This is a genomic window from Chryseobacterium sp. SIMBA_028 (assembly GCF_046535285.1).
In the GTDB taxonomy this organism is placed as follows: domain Bacteria; phylum Bacteroidota; class Bacteroidia; order Flavobacteriales; family Weeksellaceae; genus Chryseobacterium.
In genome coordinates this window covers 43,627-67,165 of sequence record NZ_JAWRWZ010000001.1, presented here as the reverse complement: position 1 = coordinate 67,165, position 23,539 = coordinate 43,627, and the positions used below count along the sequence as shown (strand labels likewise).

Here is a 23,539-nt window from a genome sequence, read left to right as displayed (position 1 = left end):
ACTCTCTTGTTTTTATTTTAATAAAATTAATTGAATAATTCTACCTCCTCTCCTTTTCCTACCGGATATTCTTCTGTAAAGCATCCGAAGCAGTGATTGGAAGATCCTAAAATGGTCTTTAGGTTGTCTATACTTAAAAATTCTAAAGAATCCACTCCTAAATAGTTTTTAAGTTCTTCTGTAGACATGTTTGCCGAAATAAGATCATCCTTTGAAGGGGTATCAATTCCCAGATAACATGGAGCAATAATTGGTGGAGAAACACTTCTGAAGTGAATCTCTTTTACTCCGGCATCTTTTAGAATTTTAACCAACCTTTTGGAGGTTGTTCCACGAACAATAGAGTCATCAATAATAACTACTCTTTTGTCTTTCATTTCTGAAATAATCGGGTTTAATTTTAGATTAACTACCCTTTCTCTCATTTCCTGAGTAGGAACAATAAAGCTCCTTCCAATATATCGGTTTTTAATCAATACTGGACGGAAAGGGATCCCTGACGCCTTAGAGAAACCAATAGCAGCAGGAACTCCGGAATCCGGAACTCCAATCACTAGATCTGCATCTACAGGAGCTTGTTCCCATATTTTTTCACCAGACTTTTCTCTGATCTCATAAACATTGATGTTTTCTAAGGTAGAGTCAGGTCTTGCAAAATAGATGTACTCAAATGAGCAGATTCTTTGTTTACCCTTTGCTTCATCCATCATATAAGACTGAAGTTTTCCAGGTTCATTTTCATTTGTATAAATGATTTCTCCCGGAAGAATGTCGCGTACATACTGCGCACCTACGGCATCTAATGCCACAGATTCTGATGCAACTACATAAGAATTTTCATCAATTGCTCCTAAAACCAATGGACGAATACCATTAAAGTCTCGGAATGCAAAGAATTTATTTCTAGTCATTCCTACTACAGAATAAGCCCCTTCAATTTTCTCCATGGTAGCTTTAATAGCTCCGCGAAGTCCCAGGTCAAGGTTTTTCTGGATCAGTCTCAAGATAACCTCAGAATCGGAAGTTGCTCTGAAAACTACGCCTTCAGCTTCTAATTCATGTTTTAGTTCCTTGGCATTGGTAAGGTTACCATTGTGTGCTATGGAAAGTATAATCTGGTCATATTCGTTTTTGGCGAAAAATGGCTGGAAGTTATATTTCTTTTTATCTCCTGCAGTGGTATAGCGAGTATGTCCAATTGCAGAATTTCCCATAAAAGTTTCAGGTTCCTGAATGTCTTTATAAACATCTAAAACCAGTCCTTCATCTTTCATATTGGTAATTCTTCCATCCTTTAAGACAGAAATACCACAAGCTTCCTGGCCTCTGTGCTGTAGTGCAAAAAGCCCGAACTGTGAAAGAGAGAACGTATCCAGATCATTGTCTGAATACAATCCGAAGATCCCACATTCCTCATTAGGAGCATCTAATCTTTCCTCTTCCTGAGTTCTGAAAAGATTTCTTCCGTAGGTCTGGTTTTCAAACTGTTTTAAATATTCACTTTTATGAATGTCTAAACTTTTCATTTCTATTTTTTCTAATGATTAGAAGTTAGATATTAGATGTTAGAAATTAGTCTAAGTTAACTTCAAATTTTAATTTTGTTATAACCAACAAAGCAATTTTCAGAATAAACATCTGATACCTGATGTTTAATATCCGAAATCTTATTTCTGTAGAAGGTTTTTAAGACGGTTGTAAATCTCAACATACGCCTCAGTAACTTCACCTAAGTCTCTTCTGAATCTGTCTTTATCCAGTTTCTTCATCGTGTCTTTGTCCCAAAGTCTGCAAGTATCAGGAGAAATTTCATCAGCAAGAATAATTTCACCATCTGAAGTTTTTCCTAATTCGATTTTGAAGTCTACCAGGATGATATTGATCTTGTCAAACAGGTCGATAAGGATTTCATTGATATCTGACGTTAATTCATACATTTCATCAAGTTCCTCGTAGGTAGCTGCACCTAAGAAAACAGCATGGTGATCATTGATAAGCGGATCTCCCAATTCGTCTTTTTTATAGCAGATATCGAAGATTGTTACAGGAGATTTAATTCCTTCTTCTACTCCTAATCTTTGTGCCATACTTCCTGCAGAGTAATTTCTTACGACCATTTCCAAAGGAATGATAGATACTTTTTTCACCAACTGCTCTCTTTCGTCCAATTGTTTGATGAAATGAGTTTTGATTCCTTTTTCATTTAAGTATTCAAAAATAAGGGTAGTAATCGCGTTATTCATTTCCCCTTTCAGGTCAACCTGACCCTTCTTTTGAGCGTTAAATGCTGTAGCATCGTCTTTGAAACGTACTACTACTTCATTAGGATTATCGGTAGCAAATACTTGTTTTGCTTTCCCCTCGTACAACATTTCTTTCTTTTGACTCATAATTTTACTTTCTAAATTGTAGTTAGATTTATTGATTTACTTTATTATTATTCCTGTTAAGACAGCCAGTCCAAAACTTAGCAATGTACCAATTAATACATATTCTGTAAGTTTTCTCTGTTTTGCCTGTGCTAGGTCGCTGAATCTGAAAACAGATTTGGCAGCCACCATAAAACCTACGCCTTCCCAGTGATTTACCATGATAAAGGTAAATACCAAAAGGCGTTCTAAAATTCCGATATATTTTCCGGCACTTGATAAAGATTCGGTTTGAATATTGTTTGGGCCATCCGGAGCGGGTGTCCAGGACGACAATAGTAGTTTGATAAAAATGGAAGCGGGCGTTGTCAGAAACAATGCTGCCATAATGATCTTTAAAAATTCCTGATTTTGTAAAAAACTGAAGCTGAATTCCTGAAAATAGAAAGAAACTCCTGCAATCACCAAAACATGGAGTAATTGGTCAATGAAAAACCATCTTTTCTTTGTTTTTACATTTTGAAAGCTAAGCTTTGCTGCATCAATAATAAAATGAGTACCCCCTACCAAGACAGCAACCCACCACAATTGTAAATCCCAAAGGAAAATAAAACTTAAAACGGTGTGAATCAGAACATGAAAGTATAAAAACTTACTTTTCAGTTTATAGTTCTCCTTATCAGCAACCCATGAATTTGGCTGAAGTATAAAATCTCCGAGTAGATGTGCCAATATGAGTTTGATAAAGATCATGCTTATAGTTCTGAGATTTTCTTTCTGAAATACTGGTTGGTTTCCACGATGAGCTCATAGTTAGCTCGTTTCAGTCTCTGGCTTATAGAAGACTGTGAAATAGCAAATCTTTTAGCAAGATCTTCTTGTGTAATATCCTGATTCATGATCATTTCATGAATAATCTCTGACGTAGCCATTGTCCAGTTATCAAAATCCTTGGATGACCATTTCAATAAGATATTCAAATCCCTGTCCACAGAATCACTGGAAGTTTTGATAGCAACAGTGTGCCCGTCATTTTTAAGGTCGTTGAGTAATCTGCCGGAGTTTACATAGGCTGTTCCATTGGATTCGGTGACTTTCTCGGATGAGAAACTTTCTTCACCTATACCAATGGCAATCCTTACATCTAAATTTTCCTGACTTTTAATAAGTGATTTTATGGCTAGAAAATGCCAAAAAACGTCACCGATATTGCATTTGAACTGAAACTCATCTCCTCTGTAGATTTCCCATGTGCCAGGAGCGCTTCCCCAGATTTCGAGAAGATTTTTAAGCTTGGTAATCCAAACTTCAGTGTCCGCATGCTGTGAATTTATAATATCACCGGTAATGACCGCTATCATACTGCAAATATAAGCATAATTACTTATAAATAAAAAATATAAGCAGAAACACTTATAGATATTGATTATTAGTGAATCTGCTTATATCGATGATATGATAAACACAAGGTTTTTAAGGCCTTAGCTAAAATCTTAAAATTGTGAAAAAGTAAAAAAATAGCTTTCTCTACTACTTCTTAATAAATTGAAACACCTTATCATCAACCTTAAGGATATACATTCCTGTTGGAAGCCATTGTACAGAAATATTTTTCTTATTTCTAAAAGGATCTTTTTCGATATAAATCACTTTTCCGGAAAGATCAATAATTTGAGTTATTTTAACTTTTTCTACATCACCGCTTACAAAAAGATGATCATCAACAGGATTTGGATAGATTTTAAGCTCGCTATTGGAAGTAATCAATTCTGTAGTGGATAAAGTGCCTCCCAGATTCTGACAGTAATTGGACGAATAAGAATCCCACTCACTGATATTAAATGTACCTGCAGGCTGATTGATTATATTTTTTCTATATAAAGATACATTTCCGTTATTATTGGTGGTATATTTCACTCCAATAGCATCTACAGTAACGGTCTTGTTATAAGCAAGCTCTACATAATTTTCTCCTGAAAATTTCATGGGATCAGAAGCTGTTACAAATTTTGCCTGATCATTGGTATAGCATGATAAAGTAGATTTTGGATTCAAAATAACAAATGTTTCATTGTTTCCTACTTTACCCTCCAGTTCATAGGTATCTCCACTATAGATAGCTCCTGAACTGTTATTTTTAAACTGGATATTGATTCTGTAATTATTCAAATTAACTTCGTGTCCTGTTTTATTAACGATTTCCAAAGCATTATTCTTAATAAAATCTGTATTGGTTCCTGATATATACTTTGTAATCATAAGATCCTGAGCATATGAATCTGAAGCAATTGTAGAAGCGGTAACCGTATTACTGAATGGAGATTCCAGATAGGCTTTATCAAAAGCCTTTACTGTAAAAGTATAGGTTGTTGACGGGCTCAGGTGATCTATGCTTATAGAAGTTCCTTTTGTAACTGCTACAGGTGTTGTTGAGCCATTCATATATATTCGGTATCCTAAAACATCCGTATCGGGAGAAGCTGCCCAATTCAAATTCACAAAATAAGCATTTTGCTGTGTTGAAACCAGAGACCCGGGAGCCGCCGGAGCAATAGTGTCAGGAGTTTCAGACCAGATCATATCAATCCATTCAGGATGATCTATAAATGGATTTCTGTTTTTTTGTATTGTATAGATGCTGTTATTTCTGTCTATTTCTCTTTGCGAAACAGGATCTGCTGCACTCCATTGTTTCAGCATGGCAACGTACGGAAGATCAATAGCCCTTTCTTCAGTTCCGTCAAGTGGACACTGATCCGTTGTCGGTGTTATGTTTGCTGAGGTAGTATAGGCCGTATTAAACGACCCAAGTTTTCCTTCGTATCTTACTGCAAAGTATAACAAAGTCCTTGCAATGTCGCCTTTAAATTCATTAATAGGCTCATAGACTCTTCCTGCATAAGGATAGTTTGGAATAGCCGCATTAGACATTCTCGAACCATTGGTGAAAATATAATGATTCGTATTATTTCCTATTCCATAGGGATAATTGTTCCTTCGCTGATTGATATAGGCATCCACAGGAATAATGAAATTAAGATCCGAATACATAGGGTAATCACTAATAGACGAGCTTGTACTAAATGTGCTTTGCGGCATCATATGCTCCCTGTTATACCCCAAACTCTCACCACTTGCACCGGCTATGAGCTGATCAGTCTTGTATTCATAAGCATCCGGTCCCGAAGGTATTTCCGAATAGATATCCAACAGATATTGCGTATTGGAAGCATCATGATCATAATATTTGTCAAGATCAGTCTGGTTATAAAGCACTTTCAGGTCATCATAATGCCAGTTGATCATTTTATCCGAAATAATATCATGAAGCTTTGATTTTAGGGCATACCCCGTTAACCCAGCTGTTCCATTATAATATCCTGCAGGTACTTGTGCGGAAATATAAGAGGAAATTAAAATTATAGGAAGTAGAATTTTTTTCATACCTTAAATTGGGAGGCTAAAATAGCAAAATAAAATATGTAAAAGTTTGAATATCTTATTAAGAAAACATTAATTCTCAAACCATAAAAAATTGGAAATTAAAATATTGAACGCTGTAGTATTATGAATGCAATAATTTTCTTTAGCATTCCGTCAATTTAATTATCTTTGGGAACTAACTATTATCTATATGAACACAGAGACAATTGACAACATCAAAATGATAGCGGAGACAGCTAGAGAATTTGCAGAGAAGAATATCCGACCGAATATTATGGAGTGGGATGAGAGCCAGACATTTCCAAAAGACCTATTCCATCAATTAGGAGAAATGGGATTTATGGGGATTGTAGTTCCTGAGCAATACGGAGGTTCCGGTTTAGGCTATCACGAGTATGTTACTATTCTGGACGAAATTTCTCAGGTAGATCCATCTATTGGTCTTTCTGTAGCTGCACACAATTCTCTTTGTACAAATCATATTTATGAGTTTGGAAATGAAGAACAAAGAAATAAATGGCTTCCTCAGCTAGCATCCGGAAAAGTAATCGGAGCTTGGGGATTAACAGAACATAATACAGGTTCAGATTCCGGAGGTATGTCTACCACTGCTGTAAAAGATGGAGATGAATGGATCATCAACGGAGCAAAGAATTTCATTACCCATGCTATTTCAGGAGATATCGCTGTAGTAATGACAAGAACAGGTGAAGTAGGAGCTAAAAATAACTCTACAGCTTTCGTTTTAGAAAAAGGAATGCCAGGATTTGCATCGGGGAAAAAAGAAAATAAATTAGGAATGCGTGCTTCTGAAACAGCAGAACTTATTTTCGATAATGTACGTGTACCAGACTCGCACCGCTTAGGTGAGGTAGGTGAAGGATTCAAGCAAGCCATGAAAATATTGGATGGTGGTAGAATTTCCATTGCTGCATTAAGTTTAGGTACAGCAAGAGGAGCTTATAAAGCTGCTTTAAAATATGCAAAAGAAAGACATCAGTTTGGAAAATCAATCTCTGAATTCCAGGCAATCAACTTTATGCTTGCTGATATGGCAACAGAAATTGATGCTGCTGAACTTCTTATCCAAAGAGCTTCAACTCTAAAAAATGCAAAACAAAAGATGACTAAGGAAGGAGCTATGGCAAAATTATATGCTTCTGAAGCATGTGTAAGAATTTCCAACAACGCTGTTCAGATCTTTGGAGGTTATGGATATACAAAAGATTTTCCTGCTGAAAAATTCTACAGAGACTCTAAGCTTTGCACGATTGGTGAAGGAACTTCTGAGATCCAGAGATTGGTGATCGGAAGAGATATTACAAGATAATTTTAACCCTCATACAAATGATAAAACAGGCTCTTTTGGGTGAATTTCTGTATGAAGCAGAGAACACCAGAAAAATTTTAAAGGCAATTCCTGACAGTGCCTTAGACTGGAAGCCGTCCGAAAAAAACTGGACGACCGCTCAGCTGGCCTCTCATATTGCTGAAGTATACAACTGGTATGAATCTACTTTCAATAAGGATGTCTTTGACATGGGAGAATACCGGTATGATAAAGGCGATATTTCCAAGGCTGAAAAGATTGTTGCAAAATTTGAAGAAAATGTAGCCCAGGCACAGAAAGTACTGGAAGACTCGGACGAAAGCACCTATTTCAATGAATGGAAAATGGAAATGCATGGAAATATTCTCTTTCCTCCATCCCCGAAAATTCAGGTAGTACGAGGCTTTCTTTATAATCATTTGTACCATCACAGAGGTGAATTGGTCGTTTATTTAAGATCCACGGGAAATAAGGTTCCCGGACTTTACGGCCCTACTGCGGATGATAAAATGTAATTAAAAAATTATTATACTAATAAATGAAATGGCATACGTGTTTTACGTATGTCATTTCTATTTTAACTCCACTTTATTTCAATTATATTCAATGTATCGCATAATATATTAAATGAATATTCTAAATTTTTCATAAAAATTTTTGTTTTTCGTAACATATTTTTTATTAATTTCGATTTACCATAACAAAAACAAATATTTAATATGAAAAGACAATTAACCCTGATTGGAATGCTCCTGATCACAGGTGTTTCCTACGCACAAACTGACCGTCTATGGTCTCAGAACTCCAAAAAAACATCTTCGGAGATCTTTGAGAACAAATCCAGTATCCAAAACCCAAAGGTATACAACCTGGATATTAACGGATTAAAAAATGCTTTAGCAAAAGCTCCAAAAAGACTGGCAGTTGGCGAAAAATCAGAACTCATCATTTCTTTTCCAAATTCTGAGGGCAGAATGGAAAGTTTTAAAGTGAAAGAGAATTCCAACTTCACTCCGGAGCTGGCGGCAAAGTATCCGGATATTAAATCCTATGTGGGACAGGGTCTTGAAGATCCAAACTCTACGGTATATTTCAGTATTTCATCACTCGGATTATCTTCTATGGAGATATATGGAGATAAATCTGCCGTATTTATTGAACCTTATTCCAAAGATCTTTCTACCTATGTTGTTTACAAAAAATCAGACAAGAAAGATGATCTCAGCAAGTTTGAATGTACAGTAATAGATGTTGCAAAAAAAGGGGTAACCAATGCCAATATTGCAGCAAGACCAAATGCTGATGATGCTAAATTAAGAACATTCAGATTGGCATTGTCTTGTACCGGAGAATACACCACGTATTTTGGAGGTACAAAAGCGCAGGCTTTAGCAGCAATGAACAATACCATGACCCGTGTGAACGGTGTTTTTGAAAAAGATTTTGCAGCAAGAATGGTACTGATTGCCAATAATGATGCTGTCATTTATACCAACGCTTCTACGGATCCTTATTCTGCTTCCTCTGGTATGAGTAGTTGGAATTCTCAATTACAAAGCACTCTGACTTCGGTGATTGGTGAAGCTAACTACGACATCGGGCACTTATTTGGAGCCTCCGGAGGTGGAGGAAATGCAGGCTGCATCGGTTGTATCTGTACAAACGGATCAAAAGGAAGCGGATACACTTCACCTGCAGATGCAATTCCATCAGGAGATAACTTTGATATCGATTACGTTGCTCACGAGATGGGACATCAATTCGGTGGAAACCACACGTTCTCTCATGGAAATGAAGGAACAGGCGTCAATATGGAACCGGGATCAGGATCAACCATTATGGGATACGCCGGAATTACCGGTCAGGATGTTCAGCCTCACTCTGACGCCTTTTTCCATGCGGTAAGTATTCAGCAGATTACCAATAATATTAAAGCAAAAACCTGTTCTGTAAATACAAATACAGGAAATGCAATTCCTACAGCTAATGCAGGATTAGATTACACAATTCCAAAAGGAACACCATTTGTATTAACAGGAACCGGAACTGATGCTGACGGAGATTCTTTAACTTATATCTGGGAACAGATGGATAATGCTTCTTCATCTCAAACAGGGGCTAGTTCTGCCGCGAGTGCAACAAAAGCTTCAGGCCCTAATTTCAGATCATGGACTCCCCTTACTGTACCTACAAGATATTTCCCAAGAATGGCTTCTGTTTTAGCAGGTGCAACCACCACAGCAGGTTCTGAAATTACAGTTGAAGCTCTTTCTTCAGTAGCCAGAACATTGAACTTCAGATTTACTGTTCGGGATAACAAGTCCGGAGGTTCAGGAAATAATTCAGACGATGCAGTAATCTCTGTTAATGGAACTGCTGGTCCGTTTACTGTAACTTCTCAAAACTCATCAACAACATACACTGGAGGAAGCTCTCAAAACATAACTTGGGATGTGGCAGGAACTACTGCAAACGGAGTAAATACAGCTAATGTAGACATTCTTTGGTCAACGGACAGCGGAAATACATGGACTACTCTATTATCAGCAACTCCAAATGATGGTTCGCAAGCGGTAACTATTCCTAACGCTACCACTACCACAGGAAGACTTATGGTAAAAGGCTCTAACCATATTTTCTTTGATGTAAATAATGCTAATATTTCTGTAAATGCAGGTTCAGGAACTCCTGATACTATTGCACCAACCGCTCCTACTCTTGCTGCTTCAGGCACAACATCAACAAGCACTAACCTTTCCTGGTCCGGAGCTACAGATAATGTAGGCGTTACGGGATATGATGTATATCAAGGAGCTTCATTAATTGGTTCTACAGCATCTACCACGTATACAGCAACAGGGTTGACACCTTCTACCACGTATAGTTTCTCCGTGAAAGCAAAAGATGCAGCAGGTAATGCTTCTTCTTCAAGTAATACCGTAAGTGTTACTACTCTTGGAGGGGGAACTGTTACTTATTGTTCATCTTCTGCCTCCAATACAGCAGATGAAAGAATAGGAAATGTGAAATTCGGAACAATTAATAACACTTCAACAGGAACGGCAGGGTATGAAAACTTCACTTCTATTTCAACAAACGTTACAAGAGGAAGTGCTTATACGCTATCAATCACACCAGTTTGGACTTCTACAAAATATAGTGAAGCATATGCTGTTTACATTGATTATAATGGAGATGGAGACTTTACAGACAGTGGAGAACTAGCATGGTCAAAAGCCGGTTCCACAACAACTCCGGTTACAGGATCTATTACGATTCCGGCAACTGCTACTGTAGGTTCTACAAGAATGAGAGTAATGATGAAATATAGTTCTATCCCTACTTCTTCATGTGAGGCTTATACATATGGACAAGTTGAGGATTATACACTTAATATTGTTTCTTCCGGAAGAGGTGAACTTAGTAATACCAAAGATTTGATCACAGGTATTAAGTTATATCCTAACCCTGCAAAAGACATATTAAATATTTCAAATACGACATCTGAAGATTATAAGATCTTAGATATGGGTGGAAAACTAATTGACTCAGGAAAACTTCAAAGAGGTTCTGTAAATGTAAGCGGCTTGATTAAGGGAGCTTACATGATCCAGATCGGAGAAAAGGCTCAGAGATTCATTAAGAATTAATAGTCTATTAAAATTTTAAACGATGTGAAGGCTGCTCTGTACAAGGGCAGCCTTTTTATCTATTTATAATCAATAAGTTAAATATTTTTCTTATTCCTTATTTTGAATTATTCTAAAGAAAAATTATTTTCTTACTAATATTTTTGCTAGTTTTGACCTACAAAAAATTCACGGCAACATGAAAAAACAACTATTAATGATGGGAATGCTTGTCCTGTCAGGTCTTTCTTTTGCACAAACAGACCGTCTATGGACCAAGGGAACTCAAAAAAAATCTTCATCTATCTTTGAAAACATGTCAAGTATTGATGGCCCAAGACTTTTTCACCTGGACATCAATAGTTTGAAAAGTTTACTAGCAAGAACTCCAAAAAGATTAACAGAAAAATCAGAGATTATTATTTCGTTTCCTAATTCAGTAGGAAAAATGGAGAACTTTAGAGTCACTGAAAATTCCAATTTTGATCCTGAATTGGCAGCAAAGTATCCGGATATTAAATCTTATATAGGCCAAGGAATAGAAGATCAATCTTCAACAGTTTATTTTAGTATTTCTCCTCTAGGGCTCTCCTCAATGGAGATATATGGAGATAAATCCGCTGTTTTTATTGAGCCTTACACCAAGGATCTTTCTACCTATGTTGTTTATAAAAAGTCTGACAGAAGAGACGATTTAAATAAACTGGAATGTAAAGTACTTGAAACTGCTGAAAAAGGAACTTCTAATACAAATACAGCTAAAAATGCCAATGATGCTGTATTGAGAACCTTCAGACTGGCACTTTCATGTACCGGAGAATATACAACCTATTTCGGAGGAACAAAGTTACAGGCTTTGGCTGCCATGAACAATACCATGACAAGAGTAAATGCAATATTTGAAAATGATTTTGCAGCAAGAATGGTACTTATTCCTAACAATGATGCAATTATTTATACCAATGCTTCCGGAGATCCCTATTCTGACTCTTTAGAAATGGATAAATGGAATTTCGAACTTATGAATGCACTAAGTTCTATCATTGGCAATGAAAACTTTGATATAGGCCATTTGTTTGGTAAAGATGGTGGTGGTGGTAATGCAGGATGCATAGGTTGTATCTGCAGCAATGACATGTCTACTTATGTATACCAAGGAATAACTTATCCTAACGATTATAAAGGAAGCGGATACACATCTCCTGCCAATGGAATCCCGTCCGGAGATACCTTTGACATTGATTATGTAGCTCATGAAATGGGGCATCAATTTGGTGGAAACCACACATGGTCTTATACTTCTCAATCAAGTTTACAGCCCGTAGAACCGGGTTCAGGGTCCACTATTATGGGATATGCAGGCATTACACCATATGATGTTCAAAAAAATTCAGATCCGTTTTTTCATGCCAGAAGTATAGAACAAATTACAAATACCATTAAGGCAAAAACCTGTTCTGTCAATACACCAACGGCTAATACAATTCCTACAGCCAATGCAGGATTGGATTATACGATTCCTAAAAGTACCCCTTTTGTGTTAACAGGTACCGGAACTGATGCAGACGGAGATTCTCTTACTTATATCTGGGAACAGGTGGATAAAGGAACTTCTTCCCAAACAGGAAGTAATTCTGCTGCTACTGCTACAAAAACAGCAGGTCCTACATTCAGATCATGGGTCCCTACAGCTTCTCCTGTAAGATATTTTCCAAGAATGGCCTCTGTTCTGGCAGGAGCAACCACTACGGCGGGAATGGAAATTAACGTAGAGGCCTTATCTTCTGTAGCAAGAGATCTTAATTTCAGATTTACAGTAAGAGACAATAAATTAGGAGGTGCCGGAAACAGCTCAGATGATACTAAAATCACCGTGAATGCTGCTGCTGGACCTTTCACAATAACTTCACAAAACAGCGCTTCTTCTTATACAGGAGGCAGTTCACAGACTATAACATGGAATGTAGCAGGAACTACGGCTAACAATATCAATGCCGCGAATGTAGATATTCTTTGGTCAACTGACAACGGAGATTCGTGGACTACTCTATTAGCCGGAACCCCAAATGATGGATCCGAAGCGGTAACAATTCCTAATGCTGCAACTACCTCAGGAAGAATTATGGTGAAAGGAAGCAATCATATCTTCTTTGATGTGAATAATGCCAATATCTCCGTAACAGCAAGTGAATTGTCTACCTCAGAAACAACACTGGCAGGATCTACAGAGATTAAGCTTTATCCTAATCCGGTGAAAGATATACTTACCCTTTCAAATACGAAGAATGAAGAGTATAAAATTTATGATATGTCAGGAAAGCTAGTAATGGAGGGCGCTCTTCAGAGCGGCACTCTCAATGTAAGCAGATTGGTAAAAGGTACCTATGTACTTCAGGTTGGAAAATTTGCCAAAAGATTTATTAAAAAATAAAGAATATTAAAATCTCCCTTTTATCGCGGGATGATCGCGACTATGAAATGATCTTAATAGTCTATTCAATATAGGCTTGTTAAAAATAAAATGGTATGAACCTCAATTGAGGTTCATACCATTTTATTAAGTATTATGTTAAGACAATTGCGTTATTTAAATAACCTGATTGGCTGACGCAAAACATCAGTTTCTATTCTTCACAAATAGTAAGTCACTGTTGTAAAAAATATTTATTAATTGAGAGCAATGGCAAAAATAGAAGTTTCGTCATGATAATTTCCAAATTTAGATAGTTTAGTGGTAGGGATTGATCTATTTGTTTCGGTCCTTCCTGCCAAATATCTATACGTTTTATTACCTCCTGATGTATTCTCAATAATAGTATTCCCTTGAATAACAGAAACTTGATAATTCGGCAACCCTGCTTCTGATCCTTTTAACCTAAAACATATCCAGGGAGCTGCCTTTATATCAAGTGTCCATGTTCCCTCATCTCCTATGTTTAAGTTTTGATCAGAAAATATAGTTCTGACATACATCCAGTCATCAATTCCTAAATTACCTTGAATATCAGTCATTTGAATCGTAGTAATCATCCATTTCCCGGGTGGTAATGTAATATAAACACCGGTATATCTTAATGCTTCATCGTGGACAAAAGGAATATCAATACCAGACCCTGCTTCTAATCCTCCAATTACTAAATTTGTCTTGGATCTTTCCCAGGAAGGAGCTGCTCCGCCCCCATTAGAAGTAAGAACCTGACTAACCGTTCCGGATGAACCCTGTGAAGTAGCGCTTCCGCCTACATTCAGTTCATCAGTAAGCTGCAAACTTCCATTAATATGTAATTTTTTTTGTGGGGAAGCGGTACCTATCCCTACCCTGTGGTTTGAAGCATCTACAGACAGGTTATCCCCATCCACTGAGAATTGATTAACTGCTGATCCTGTAAAGGCCAATGTATAATCTCCTTGATCGACCACCCTGTTCCCTTCCAGGCTTCCGTTGGTATTATAAATATTCATATTGGCCGATGCAGGTATTAACTTTTTCCATACATTACCATCGTAATAATAATACCCGACAGCATCTATATTTACGGCTGTTCCTGTGATGGTTCCCGTTGTAGTATCATTAACGTAGATCATAGTAGAAACTGGTACACGAGCCATACTTTGAGCCCTTTCCCTATCCACTCTTGGAATTAAAAGTCCATCCACATGAGTACTGTTTCCTGTTGCATTTTTTGCTGTAATATCCAGGCTGGAAGCTGGATTAGATGTATTTACACCGACTTGAGAATAAACAGTTGCTGCAAAAAAAAATGCAATAACTGATAAATATAATTTTTTTTTCATACTTGTTTTGTTACCCTATTATAGTATAACGTGTTATTAAAATTAAATTAAAATGAAAAAACAACTGTATGCTAGAAATTCATTCAAAAAAAATTCTGGGGGAAGTCATTAGCTGACTTGGGAATTCCTCAAAGAATTAATGGGAATCATCCCATGATTTAGTATAATCTTTTTTTCATCATTTTTTTACGTTACAAAAATATACTGAAGTTTCTACATCTACAACAAAATGGCTGTTAATATTCGCGAATATTAACAATATAAAAACATCATAAAATTCTGATATACAACAAGTTACACTACGACTCGGTTCAAGTAATTTATACTTCAAAAATTAGAGTTATTTTAAGTGCCAAATGGATATTTTCAGTATGACAATGGTATTTTAATTTCAAAATTCCCCTATGCTATTTCAAATCGCTTAAGGAAAACTGGATGTATTTATTCTGTAAAAATCTGCCTCGTTTCCAAGGTAGATTAACAAAAAAACAAGAATAAAAAATTACTTATCGTATTATTTTAATCGTTTTTTGTGTGTATAGATCCATCTTTTAGAAACCATATTATCTTAAATAAAAATCACTTATAAACATTTATACATGCATCTAATTTTTAATATTTTCTTTATTTTAAAATAATATCACTACTATTTGAGTTTTTTAATTAAATTTACACTCGATACTATTCTTAGCATTGTACCGCTTACCCAGTTTGTATTTAAGGGAAGACTCATTGGTTATTTCTTGACCATTATGGTACTTTTTCGTTATTTATTTTCGTAGATACACTTTGCTTTAAACATGCTACATCAAAACATGATAAAATATTGTTGTCCTGTAAAAACATTGTCAATGATTGAGAAAAAAAATCAAAATAGATTTCTACTGCTCTTCCCGGATAATACCTGACTAAATTTTCTACATAATTTTAATTTTTATATATGAAACATTTATTTAAGTACATTTTTTTCTTTACCATTGCATCTTTTTCCATTGCCTGTAGTTCGGACAGAGAAGACGAGATTGAGAATCCCCCCAACCCTGTTAAAATTGTATTCTATAAAAATGCTGATGAACTTGCAGCAACCTATGATACAAACGGTACAGTAAACCAAACTATCAGAAATCAGGCCTACGACTTATACAAGCAGGGCAAATGGAAAGAATTGGAAGCGCTCTTTAAAGCCAATAACCTGAATGGCGGTTGGCCTCCGGCAAATGGAGGATTCAATATCGTAGATGAAGTTCCTATTCTGGCAGGGCAAAAGTATGACAGATATAGCGGAGCCATTAACTATAGCGGAAGCGGAAATCCTACCTTAGGAGGAAGTTTTACCAGCCCAATCATCAATGGATATGTGTATACTTTTACGGAAAGAGCATTAAATCAGGAAGAAAATAAATATGATTTCTATTATGAAATTGATGTTTTAAACAATGCACTCCCTTTCAAGTCTCAAACTGCCGATATTATCCCTTGGTTTAATCAGAAAGGAAACGGTAAGCAAACCATGTGGAAAATTCCCATTGATATCACAACAGGATTTCAAAAAACATGGAATAAACTGGCTGAAGAAGGATATGTAAAGATCACCATCAAAAAAAGTCCAAGCGGAAAATACAATAACTTGGTAGGAACCGTTATTCAGTAATAAATTAAACTCAGATGTATTCAATATCAAAAAAAATAAGCATTGGTAAAAAGGCTACTATTGCAAAGAATAAGTTCATCAATGATGAAACTATTCCTGCAGCAAAAACTACTTTCACCTGCTGTCACTGTACCCAGGAAAATACCATTGAAATTTCTCCATATCAATCAGGGTTTCCAATCTTTCAAATCTACGCCGACGATAAAGTATTGTCAAAAGCTGAACTATTGAAACACGGCATGACTACAGAAACTTCACAAAGAATGCAGCATTTTGGGGAACTTACGGTAAATGATTTACCCACCTTATATTTCGGAACCAATTGTTCATCTTGCTCATCAACATATATTTGTGTATTTAGCTATGGTGAATGGCAGCCGGGATTAGAAGTCTTAAACATTTCCGGAATCTGGGAATATAAAGAAACAGAATAATTGAATACCAACCATAAATTTTAAAACAAAAGCCACAACTTTGAAATTGTGGCTTTTGTGTTTTTAAATATCTTATTCTTTCTTTCTCACAGGCATATTTTACGCTGTACATTTTACCATTAACAAATCGTTTTCTATCTTTGTCATAAATAAAAAATTTCATGGATAAAATTGATAGTTTGAACCAAGTAGCAGAATTCCATACTACTTTCAAAGCCCCTATTCTAGACACCCCACAAATCCCTTCCCCAGAAAGATGCAATCTTAGAGTAGAACTTCTACAGGAAGAATTAAATGAACTGAAACAAGCCATTGCAGATAATGATATCGTAGAAATTGCTGATGCATTGTGTGATTTACAGTATGTTTTAAGTGGTGCAGTACTGGAATTTGGACTTGGCAATAAATTTGTAGAGCTATTCAACGAGGTTCAGCGTTCTAATATGTCGAAAGCATGTGATAATGAAGAGCAGGCCAATGAAACTGTTGAATTCTATAAAGAAAAGGAAGTAGAATCTTTTTATGAAAAGTCTGGAGAAAAATTTAATGTATACAGAAAGGCTGACCATAAAGTATTGAAAAACAAATATTACTCTCCTGCTGATTTAAAATCAATTATCGAGAAATAAAATATGAAAAAATTTATTACAAATATTGTTGCCACTTCAAGTTTATTTTTAGCTACTCAGCAGCTTAGTGCTCAAAAAGTAGTGGTTAATCGTGAGGTTGAAACTCAGAAGGATGGAAAAATGCTTTTGGGAAACCAACTAAAAGAGCAGTTCTTAAAAGCGCCCTACGCAGATTGGTATGTAAAGGAACATGATGAGTATGCCCTTGACCAAAAGGCAATCAGTGAACTAAAAAAAGAAAAGCTGGGAACCTACAATATCATTACGTTCATTGGGACGTGGTGTGAGGACAGCCACAGAGATTTCCCAAGATTGATGAAAATACTGGAAGAAATAGGCTATCCTGAGAATAAACTGACGATTATTGCGGTTAACCGTAAAAAAGAATCTCCTGCGGGGGATGAAACTCTTTATAATATACAAAAAGTACCAACCATTATCCTTAAAAGATATGGAAAGGAAGTGGGACGAATTGTAGAAATGCCAACCAGCGGTTATATTGAAAGAGATTTGGTTGAAATTCTGAAAAAGAATGACTCTTCTGTAATTAAAGAAATTTTTAAATAGATTTTGAGAAATAATAAAACAATCATATCGTTTGTTGCAGGTGCAGGGGTCATGGTCCTTCTGTTCTTTGGTCTTAAATCCTGCCTGAACCTTGGTGAAAAAACGGAGAAATCGGATTATTATATCCTGACCAACCAGATCTCCAAGATGAATAAGATGGTGGTAATGGAGCAAAACAGCTCCAGCATGCAGAAAACCAAAATGGGATATGAAGTATTGGGTAAGGAAGTATCAAGCAATAGTATTATTACTTATACAAAGACCACTGCGCAGGTTTCCTATGATCTGAATAAAATGAAGATTGAAGTAGATTCCATCAATAAAAAACTGGTTATTACTGAACTTCCTGATGCAGATATAAGAATTACACCAAGTGTTGAAATCCAATCTCTGGATGACTCTTTTTTCAATAGAATTTCAGAGAAAGACATTAAAAATGTAACCGCTAAAGCTAAGGAAACGGCTATTAAATCTATTGACCAAAATCAATTAAGAAACGAAGGACGTAAGCAGCTCATAGAGAATCTTAATAATATCTTCGTTTTGGCCAAAGCCCTGAATTATACCATAGAAGATGAAACCGGAAAAGTTGGTATATTAGGACTTTAGATTATAGTTAGTAAAATATATGATAAAATTATTAGAAATCATTAATTTAATCTGCTCGCTCCTATTTTTTTCTTCGGGAATTTTGGTGTATTATAGAATTTTTCTTGGGCCAAATGGATGGCTCATCAATTTTATAGTAGGCTCATTATTTATTTTGTATTCAGCTTTTAATTATGGCAAGATTAAAACTATAATAAAATTTATTAAACAAAAAAGAAACGACGAATACGCAGACAAAGCAATTATATATGAACTGGTTTCACAATTTTTTATATTCATAATATCACTTGTGCTTATTTCAGGTATCATTTCAAGAGTTTTTATAGAAAAAACAAGTGTGTTCGATTAGGCATAATTAATATTTTGTATTTTGGCAAAGACTTTGGACTATATTCTCAATATTTTTGAAATTTAAAATTTGAAGTTATGGTCTCAAAAGAAAATAGCAAAAAGAAAGAATCTGCCAATACAGCAGAAACTAAAGGACAGAATCAGGATTTCCAGAATATACCTGCTTCCTCGAAAAAGGTTAATCCACCTGATATTAAAAAAGAAGACATCCAAAAAGCTTCCAAGAATACATCAGGAAAAACGGATAATACCAAAGAGTAAAATGAATCATTAAGATTTTAATAATTTCATTTTTCTTACTAGTTTTAAGACTATTATAAAACAATTACTAAATAAAATCGAAAGGTTCTGTCTCATTACGAGGCAGAACCTTTCTTCTAACTATCCTAATTTAAGTGAACTTTAAAAACTATACAATGGTAGATTTTCCGATTTTTACATTTTCAAAATTATAATACGACTTATCAGAATACCTGATATGATCTGCAATAAAACTTCCCACTTCACTGGTAGAATAATACTGCTTCGTATTAAGGTCAATGGTAACATATTTATTTTCAATGGCATGTTCTACAGACTGTCTCAATTTATTGGCTGCAGGCTGTAAGCCAAGATGATCCAGCATCATAGCCACACTCAAAATAGAGGCAATAGGATTGGCAATGCCCTTTCCTTTTGCTTGTGGATAAGATCCATGAATAGGTTCAAATAATGCATTATTTTCACCAACGGATGCAGAGGGCAGTAATCCGATAGAACCTCCAATCACACTGGCTTCATCAGAAATAATATCACCAAACATATTCTCTGTTAAAATAACATCGAACTGCTTTGGATTAAGAATCAGCTGCATAGCTGCATTATCCACAAACATATAATCAAGCTGTACCTCCGGATATTCTGAAGCAATTTCCTGACAGATCTTTCTCCATAATCTTGACGTATCAAGAACATTGGCCTTATCAATAAGGGTAAGCTTTTTATTTCTTTTCTGAGCTTCCTGAAATGCCATATGAGCAATGGGAAGAATATCTTCACGGCTGTACTTGCAAACATCATAAGCATATCCGCCATCAGGATCCGTAAATTTTTCGCCAAAATAAATTCCACTTACCAACTCCCTGAAAATCTGAATATCTGCGCCCTCAATAATTTCTCTTTTAAGCGGACTTTTTTCAATCAGTGAAGCATAAGTTTTTAAGGGGCGGATGTTGGCAAAGAGTCCCAATTCCTTACGAAGTTTCAATAATCCCTGCTCGGGTCTTACTTTGGCATCAGGATTATGATCAAATGCAGGATCTCCTATCGCCCCGAAAAGAACAGCATCAGATTCCTTACAAATCTTCAACGTTTCTTCAGGCAAAGGATCTCCGGTTTTAAAAATAGCTTCTGCACCAATCAACCCATAGTCGAAGTGAAACTTATATTGAAAAGCTTCTGCAATGACATCCAGAATTTTGATACTCTCACTGATGATTTCCGGTCCAATTCCGTCTCCTGGAAGAACCGCGATTTTAAAATAATTGTTGCTCATTTGTTTTCTGTGTTTTTAGTTCAAACTGTGTGATCGCCTGTTTTCTGCTGATTAAAAAATCAATATCGTCATACCCGTTTAGCAGGCATATTTTTTTATAAGAATCAAGCTCAAAGGTTTCAGTGGTATCTTTAAAGCTAACTGACTGTAACTCCACATCAATGGCAATTTCATTGTCAGGATTTTCATTGATTCCTTCTAAGATTTCTTTTAAAAACTCTTCAGAAACCTTTACGGGAAGAAGCCCGTTATTCAAGGCATTCCCTTTAAAGATATCTGCGAAATAACTGGAAATAATCACTTTAAAGCCATAGTCCGTTAATGACCAGGCAGCATGTTCACGACTGCTTCCACATCCAAAATTGTTTCCTGCCACCAGAATCTCACCGCTAAATTTAGGATTGTTTAAAACAAAGTCAGAATTTGGTTCTCCTGTATGAATATTAAATCTCCAGTCTCTAAACAAATTTTCTCCGAACCCTTTTCTGTCTATACTTTTTAAAAATCTTGCCGGAATAATTTGATCCGTATCTATATTTTCTGCCGGCAATGGAACTGCACGGGATTTTATAATAACTAATTTTTGCATGTACTTCTCTATCTAATTTAAGTTTTCAAAGGCTGAAATCCTACCTTCTATTGCTGCTTTTGCTGCGGTAAGCGGACTTGCCAAAATGGTTCTTGCTCCCTGTCCCTGTCTACCTTCAAAATTTCTGTTGGAAGTAGATACGCAATATTCTCCCTCAGGAATTTTATCATCATTCATAGCCAGACAGGCAGAACAGCCTGGTTGACGGATCTGGAATCCGGCTTCATTAAAGATTTTGTCCAATCCCTCGTCATAGATTTGCTTTACCACCTGCTGTGAACCGGGAACAATTAATGCTCTTACTGCATCTGATTTACTTTTCCCTTTAATATATTGAGCTGCAGAACGGAAATCTTCTATCCTTGCATTGGTACAGCTTCCTATGAAGACATAATTCACCTTGATACTGGAAAGAGCCTGCCCTGCTTCCAGCCCCATATACTGTAAGGCTTTTGCTTCAGATTCACTTTTTGGTGAAGGAATAGCCTCATGAATTGAAATTCCCATTCCAGGATTTGTTCCATAGGTAATCATCGGGTAAATTTCTGAAGCATCAAAGGTCAATTCTTTATCAAATACAGCTTCTTCATCAGTCTTCAAGGTATTCCAATAGGCTACTTTTTCAGCCCATTTTTCTCCTTTTGGAGCAAACTTTCGCCCTTGTACATATTTAAAAGTAGTATCATCAGGAGCAATCATTCCCCCTCTGGCTCCCATTTCAATACTCATGTTACAGACAGTCATCCTTCCTTCCATAGACATTTCTTCAAACACATTTCCTGCGTATTCACAAAAATATCCGGTTCCGCCATCTGTTCCGATTTTTGAAATAATATAAAGAATAACGTCCTTAGGCTGAACATGTTCATTAAGCTTACCATTTACGGTAATCCTCATTGATTTCGGTTTATTCAGCAACAGACACTGGCTGGTAAAAACCTGAGCTACCTGGCTGGTTCCAATTCCAAATGCAATGGCTCCAAATGCTCCGTGAGTCGAAGTGTGACTATCACCACAAACAATACTCATACCGGGTTGTGTAATGCCAAGTTCTGGCGCAATAATGTGTACAATTCCCTGATATTGATGCCCTAATCCGAATAATTCGATATTATTTTTCTGGCAGTTTTCTGTCAGTTGCTGAACTTGATTTCTTGATAGCTCATCCCGAATAGGCTGCTCCTGATGAAGTGTTGGTACATTATGATCAGCTGTTGCGACAATCTGCTCCGGTCTGAATATTTTCAAATCTCTGGATTCAAGTTCTGCAAAGGCTTGTGGGCTTGTTACTTCATGTATCAGATGTTTGTCTATATAAATAATTTGTGGCCCGTCCGGTACCGTATCCACCACATGAGCATCCCAAACCTTATCGAAAAGTGTTTTTTTATCGTTGTTCATTTTTACTTTATCTTGAATTAAATCAAACCTATACTATTTTTCTGCTGCAGACTTCCATGATCAAGGCTAGATCATCATTGTCTATTTCTTTCTTAAGGTCTGCTATCTTTAAGAATTCCTGATACAGATAATCAAGTTCATTCTTCGTTACATCATATCCAATATGCTTAAAGCGATATGCCAATGCTGAGCGTCCGCTTCTTGCTGTAAGAATAATAGTCGAAGCATTTACACCTACTTCTGCAGGATCAATAATCTCATAGGTTTCCCTGTTTTTGATCACCCCATCCTGATGAATCCCGGAACTGTGGGCAAATGCATTAGCTCCTACAATTGCTTTATTGGGTTGCACAGACATTCCCATCAGGTCGGAAACCATTGTACTCATTTCATTCAGCATTCTTGGATTGATATTAGTGTACAGATTTAAATCTTTATGTTGTTTCAGGATCATTACCACTTCCTCTAAGGCAGTATTTCCGGCTCTTTCGCCCAATCCGTTAATGGTACATTCAATTTGGCGGGCACCATTGATAGCTCCGGCAATGGAATTTGCAGTTGCCAAGCCCAAGTCATTGTGACAATGACATGATAAAACTGCTTTTTCAATTCCCTTTACATTTTCTCTCAGGTATTTTATTTTCTGACCATACTCCTCAGGAAGACAATATCCTGTAGTATCCGGAATGTTCAGAACAGTAGCTCCTGCTTTTATTACAGCTTCACACACCTGAGCCAGATAAACATTATCTGTTCTACCAGCATCTTCAGCATAAAACTCTACATCTTCTACATAAGCCTTGGCATAGCGTACCGCTTCAGCAGCACGTTCAATAATATTTTCTCTTGTTGAATTGAACTTATACTTGATATGAGAATCAGAAGTACCGATTCCGGTATGTATTCTTGGTTTCTTTGCAAACTTTAAAGCTTCAGCTGCTGTATCAATATCTTTTTTATTGGCTCTTGTCAATCCACATACCTTTGCATTTCTTACCAGTTTTGAAATTTCAGAAACAGATTCAAAATCTCCAGGACTGGAAATTGGAAACCCTGCTTCAATGATATCAACCCCTAGTTCATCCAGCCTTTCAGCAATAATCAGTTTTTGCTCTGTATTCAGTTTACATCCTGGAACCTGTTCCCCATCTCGCAGTGTGGTATCAAAAATTTCAATTTTTTCGGAATTCATAAATGAAGTTTTTTA

20 protein-coding genes are annotated in these 23,539 nt (G+C 36.2%); 10 read left to right on the top strand and 10 right to left on the bottom strand.

Annotated features, from left to right (window positions below; translation table 11 throughout):
- Positions 1 to 26: 26 nt before the first annotated feature.
- The 5 genes from purF to SCA31_RS00285 form a co-directional block, all read right to left on the bottom strand.
- Positions 27 to 1,526 carry an amidophosphoribosyltransferase gene (purF, locus tag SCA31_RS00305; RefSeq protein ID WP_284462605.1) on the bottom strand — a complete coding sequence of 500 codons (1,500 nt, stop codon included), beginning with the start codon at positions 1,524 to 1,526 and terminating at the stop codon, positions 27 to 29.
- A 141-nt stretch (positions 1,527 to 1,667) separates the two neighbouring features.
- Positions 1,668 to 2,390 (bottom strand): phosphoribosylaminoimidazolesuccinocarboxamide synthase, encoded by a 723-nt coding sequence (gene purC / locus SCA31_RS00300; RefSeq protein ID WP_076352005.1) that lies wholly within the window; start codon positions 2,388 to 2,390, stop codon positions 1,668 to 1,670.
- A gap of 36 nt (positions 2,391 to 2,426) precedes the next feature.
- Complete coding sequence (locus SCA31_RS00295; RefSeq protein ID WP_410694757.1) at positions 2,427 to 3,122, bottom strand: DUF3307 domain-containing protein; 696 nt, start codon at positions 3,120 to 3,122, stop codon at positions 2,427 to 2,429.
- A gap of 2 nt (positions 3,123 to 3,124) precedes the next feature.
- The gene (locus SCA31_RS00290) at positions 3,125 to 3,730 is read right to left on the bottom strand and encodes a SatD family protein (protein ID WP_410694756.1); all 606 of its coding nucleotides are present in this window, start codon (positions 3,728 to 3,730) and stop codon (positions 3,125 to 3,127) included.
- 169 nt (positions 3,731 to 3,899) lie between these two features.
- Entirely contained in the window at positions 3,900 to 5,813 is a 1,914-nt protein-coding gene (locus SCA31_RS00285) for an endonuclease (RefSeq protein ID WP_410694755.1), read from the bottom strand.
- 190 nt (positions 5,814 to 6,003) lie between these two features.
- On the opposite strand from SCA31_RS00285, the gene SCA31_RS00280 reads away from it, so the two are divergent.
- From SCA31_RS00280 to SCA31_RS00265, 4 genes are all read left to right on the top strand, one after another.
- Positions 6,004 to 7,143: an acyl-CoA dehydrogenase family protein gene (locus tag SCA31_RS00280; RefSeq protein ID WP_410694754.1), complete on the top strand. Its 1,140-nt coding sequence runs from the start codon at positions 6,004 to 6,006 to the stop codon at positions 7,141 to 7,143.
- 17 nt (positions 7,144 to 7,160) lie between these two features.
- Positions 7,161 to 7,658 carry a DinB family protein gene (locus tag SCA31_RS00275; RefSeq protein WP_410694753.1) on the top strand — a complete coding sequence of 166 codons (498 nt, stop codon included), beginning with the start codon at positions 7,161 to 7,163 and terminating at the stop codon, positions 7,656 to 7,658.
- Positions 7,659 to 7,862: 204 nt separating this feature from the next.
- Complete coding sequence (locus SCA31_RS00270; RefSeq protein ID WP_410694752.1) at positions 7,863 to 10,793, top strand: reprolysin-like metallopeptidase; 2,931 nt, start codon at positions 7,863 to 7,865, stop codon at positions 10,791 to 10,793.
- 178 nt (positions 10,794 to 10,971) lie between these two features.
- Complete coding sequence (locus SCA31_RS00265; protein ID WP_410694751.1) at positions 10,972 to 13,203, top strand: reprolysin-like metallopeptidase; 2,232 nt, start codon at positions 10,972 to 10,974, stop codon at positions 13,201 to 13,203.
- A 236-nt stretch (positions 13,204 to 13,439) separates the two neighbouring features.
- Here the strand turns inward: SCA31_RS00265 and SCA31_RS00260 are convergent, their stop codons facing one another.
- Positions 13,440 to 14,567 carry a hypothetical protein gene (locus tag SCA31_RS00260; protein ID WP_410694750.1) on the bottom strand — a complete coding sequence of 376 codons (1,128 nt, stop codon included), beginning with the start codon at positions 14,565 to 14,567 and terminating at the stop codon, positions 13,440 to 13,442.
- A 940-nt stretch (positions 14,568 to 15,507) separates the two neighbouring features.
- On the opposite strand from SCA31_RS00260, the gene SCA31_RS00255 reads away from it, so the two are divergent.
- The 6 genes from SCA31_RS00255 to SCA31_RS00230 all read left to right on the top strand — a co-directional run bounded on the left by SCA31_RS00255 (position 15,508) and on the right by SCA31_RS00230 (position 19,069).
- Positions 15,508 to 16,218, top strand: a complete 711-nt coding sequence (locus SCA31_RS00255; RefSeq protein WP_410694748.1) for a hypothetical protein — start codon at positions 15,508 to 15,510, stop codon at positions 16,216 to 16,218.
- Positions 16,219 to 16,232: 14 nt separating this feature from the next.
- On the top strand, positions 16,233 to 16,652 hold the full coding sequence (locus SCA31_RS00250; RefSeq protein WP_410694747.1) for a hypothetical protein: 420 nt from the start codon (positions 16,233 to 16,235) through the stop codon (positions 16,650 to 16,652).
- A gap of 161 nt (positions 16,653 to 16,813) precedes the next feature.
- The gene (locus tag SCA31_RS00245) at positions 16,814 to 17,281 is read left to right on the top strand and encodes a hypothetical protein (protein ID WP_410694745.1); all 468 of its coding nucleotides are present in this window, start codon (positions 16,814 to 16,816) and stop codon (positions 17,279 to 17,281) included.
- A gap of 3 nt (positions 17,282 to 17,284) precedes the next feature.
- Positions 17,285 to 17,848, top strand: coding sequence for a TlpA family protein disulfide reductase (locus SCA31_RS00240; protein ID WP_410694744.1), 564 nt, complete (start codon positions 17,285 to 17,287; stop codon positions 17,846 to 17,848).
- Positions 17,849 to 17,851: 3 nt separating this feature from the next.
- A complete protein-coding gene (locus tag SCA31_RS00235; RefSeq protein ID WP_410694743.1) occupies positions 17,852 to 18,457 on the top strand; it encodes a DUF4230 domain-containing protein in 606 nt (201 codons plus the stop codon).
- Positions 18,458 to 18,883: 426 nt separating this feature from the next.
- A complete protein-coding gene (locus SCA31_RS00230; RefSeq protein WP_410694742.1) occupies positions 18,884 to 19,069 on the top strand; it encodes a hypothetical protein in 186 nt (61 codons plus the stop codon).
- A 148-nt stretch (positions 19,070 to 19,217) separates the two neighbouring features.
- On the opposite strand, the gene leuB is transcribed toward SCA31_RS00230, so the two are convergent.
- Genes leuB through SCA31_RS00210 form a run of 4 tightly spaced genes read right to left on the bottom strand, consistent with a single transcriptional unit; the run spans position 19,218 to position 23,524 of the window.
- On the bottom strand, positions 19,218 to 20,342 hold the full coding sequence (gene leuB / locus SCA31_RS00225; protein ID WP_410694741.1) for a 3-isopropylmalate dehydrogenase: 1,125 nt from the start codon (positions 20,340 to 20,342) through the stop codon (positions 19,218 to 19,220).
- A complete protein-coding gene (gene leuD / locus SCA31_RS00220; RefSeq protein ID WP_410694740.1) occupies positions 20,323 to 20,931 on the bottom strand; it encodes a 3-isopropylmalate dehydratase small subunit in 609 nt (202 codons plus the stop codon). The genes leuB and leuD overlap by 20 nt, the downstream gene beginning before the upstream one ends.
- Positions 20,932 to 20,943: 12 nt before the next feature.
- On the bottom strand, positions 20,944 to 22,332 hold the full coding sequence (gene leuC / locus SCA31_RS00215) for a 3-isopropylmalate dehydratase large subunit (protein WP_410694739.1): 1,389 nt from the start codon (positions 22,330 to 22,332) through the stop codon (positions 20,944 to 20,946).
- 28 nt (positions 22,333 to 22,360) lie between these two features.
- Positions 22,361 to 23,524, bottom strand: coding sequence for a 2-isopropylmalate synthase (locus tag SCA31_RS00210; RefSeq protein ID WP_410694738.1), 1,164 nt, complete (start codon positions 23,522 to 23,524; stop codon positions 22,361 to 22,363).
- Positions 23,525 to 23,539: the final 15 nt, after the last annotated feature.

Excerpts from the sequence above, each read along its gene's own strand:
- SCA31_RS00295 (WP_410694757.1), bottom strand. The coding sequence starts at position 3,122 with ATGATCTTTATCAAACTCATATTGGCACATCTACTCGGAGATTTTATA.
- SCA31_RS00270 (WP_410694752.1), top strand. The coding sequence starts at position 7,863 with ATGAAAAGACAATTAACCCTGATTGGAATGCTCCTGATCACAGGTGTT.
- SCA31_RS00260 (WP_410694750.1), bottom strand. The coding sequence starts at position 14,567 with ATGAAAAAAAAATTATATTTATCAGTTATTGCATTTTTTTTTGCAGCA.
- SCA31_RS00240 (WP_410694744.1), top strand. The coding sequence starts at position 17,285 with ATGAAAAAATTTATTACAAATATTGTTGCCACTTCAAGTTTATTTTTA.
- leuC (WP_410694739.1), bottom strand. The coding sequence starts at position 22,332 with ATGAACAACGATAAAAAAACACTTTTCGATAAGGTTTGGGATGCTCAT.
- SCA31_RS00250 (WP_410694747.1), top strand. The coding sequence starts at position 16,233 with ATGTATTCAATATCAAAAAAAATAAGCATTGGTAAAAAGGCTACTATT.
- purF (WP_284462605.1), bottom strand. The coding sequence starts at position 1,526 with ATGAAAAGTTTAGACATTCATAAAAGTGAATATTTAAAACAGTTTGAA.
- SCA31_RS00285 (WP_410694755.1), bottom strand. The coding sequence starts at position 5,813 with ATGAAAAAAATTCTACTTCCTATAATTTTAATTTCCTCTTATATTTCC.
- SCA31_RS00280 (WP_410694754.1), top strand. The coding sequence starts at position 6,004 with ATGAACACAGAGACAATTGACAACATCAAAATGATAGCGGAGACAGCT.
- leuB (WP_410694741.1), bottom strand. The coding sequence starts at position 20,342 with ATGAGCAACAATTATTTTAAAATCGCGGTTCTTCCAGGAGACGGAATT.
- purC (WP_076352005.1), bottom strand. The coding sequence starts at position 2,390 with ATGAGTCAAAAGAAAGAAATGTTGTACGAGGGGAAAGCAAAACAAGTA.
- SCA31_RS00230 (WP_410694742.1), top strand. The coding sequence starts at position 18,884 with ATGGTCTCAAAAGAAAATAGCAAAAAGAAAGAATCTGCCAATACAGCA.
- SCA31_RS00275 (WP_410694753.1), top strand. The coding sequence starts at position 7,161 with ATGATAAAACAGGCTCTTTTGGGTGAATTTCTGTATGAAGCAGAGAAC.
- SCA31_RS00265 (WP_410694751.1), top strand. The coding sequence starts at position 10,972 with ATGAAAAAACAACTATTAATGATGGGAATGCTTGTCCTGTCAGGTCTT.
- SCA31_RS00210 (WP_410694738.1), bottom strand. The coding sequence starts at position 23,524 with ATGAATTCCGAAAAAATTGAAATTTTTGATACCACACTGCGAGATGGG.
- SCA31_RS00255 (WP_410694748.1), top strand. The coding sequence starts at position 15,508 with ATGAAACATTTATTTAAGTACATTTTTTTCTTTACCATTGCATCTTTT.
- leuD (WP_410694740.1), bottom strand. The coding sequence starts at position 20,931 with ATGCAAAAATTAGTTATTATAAAATCCCGTGCAGTTCCATTGCCGGCA.
- SCA31_RS00290 (WP_410694756.1), bottom strand. The coding sequence starts at position 3,730 with ATGATAGCGGTCATTACCGGTGATATTATAAATTCACAGCATGCGGAC.
- SCA31_RS00245 (WP_410694745.1), top strand. The coding sequence starts at position 16,814 with ATGGATAAAATTGATAGTTTGAACCAAGTAGCAGAATTCCATACTACT.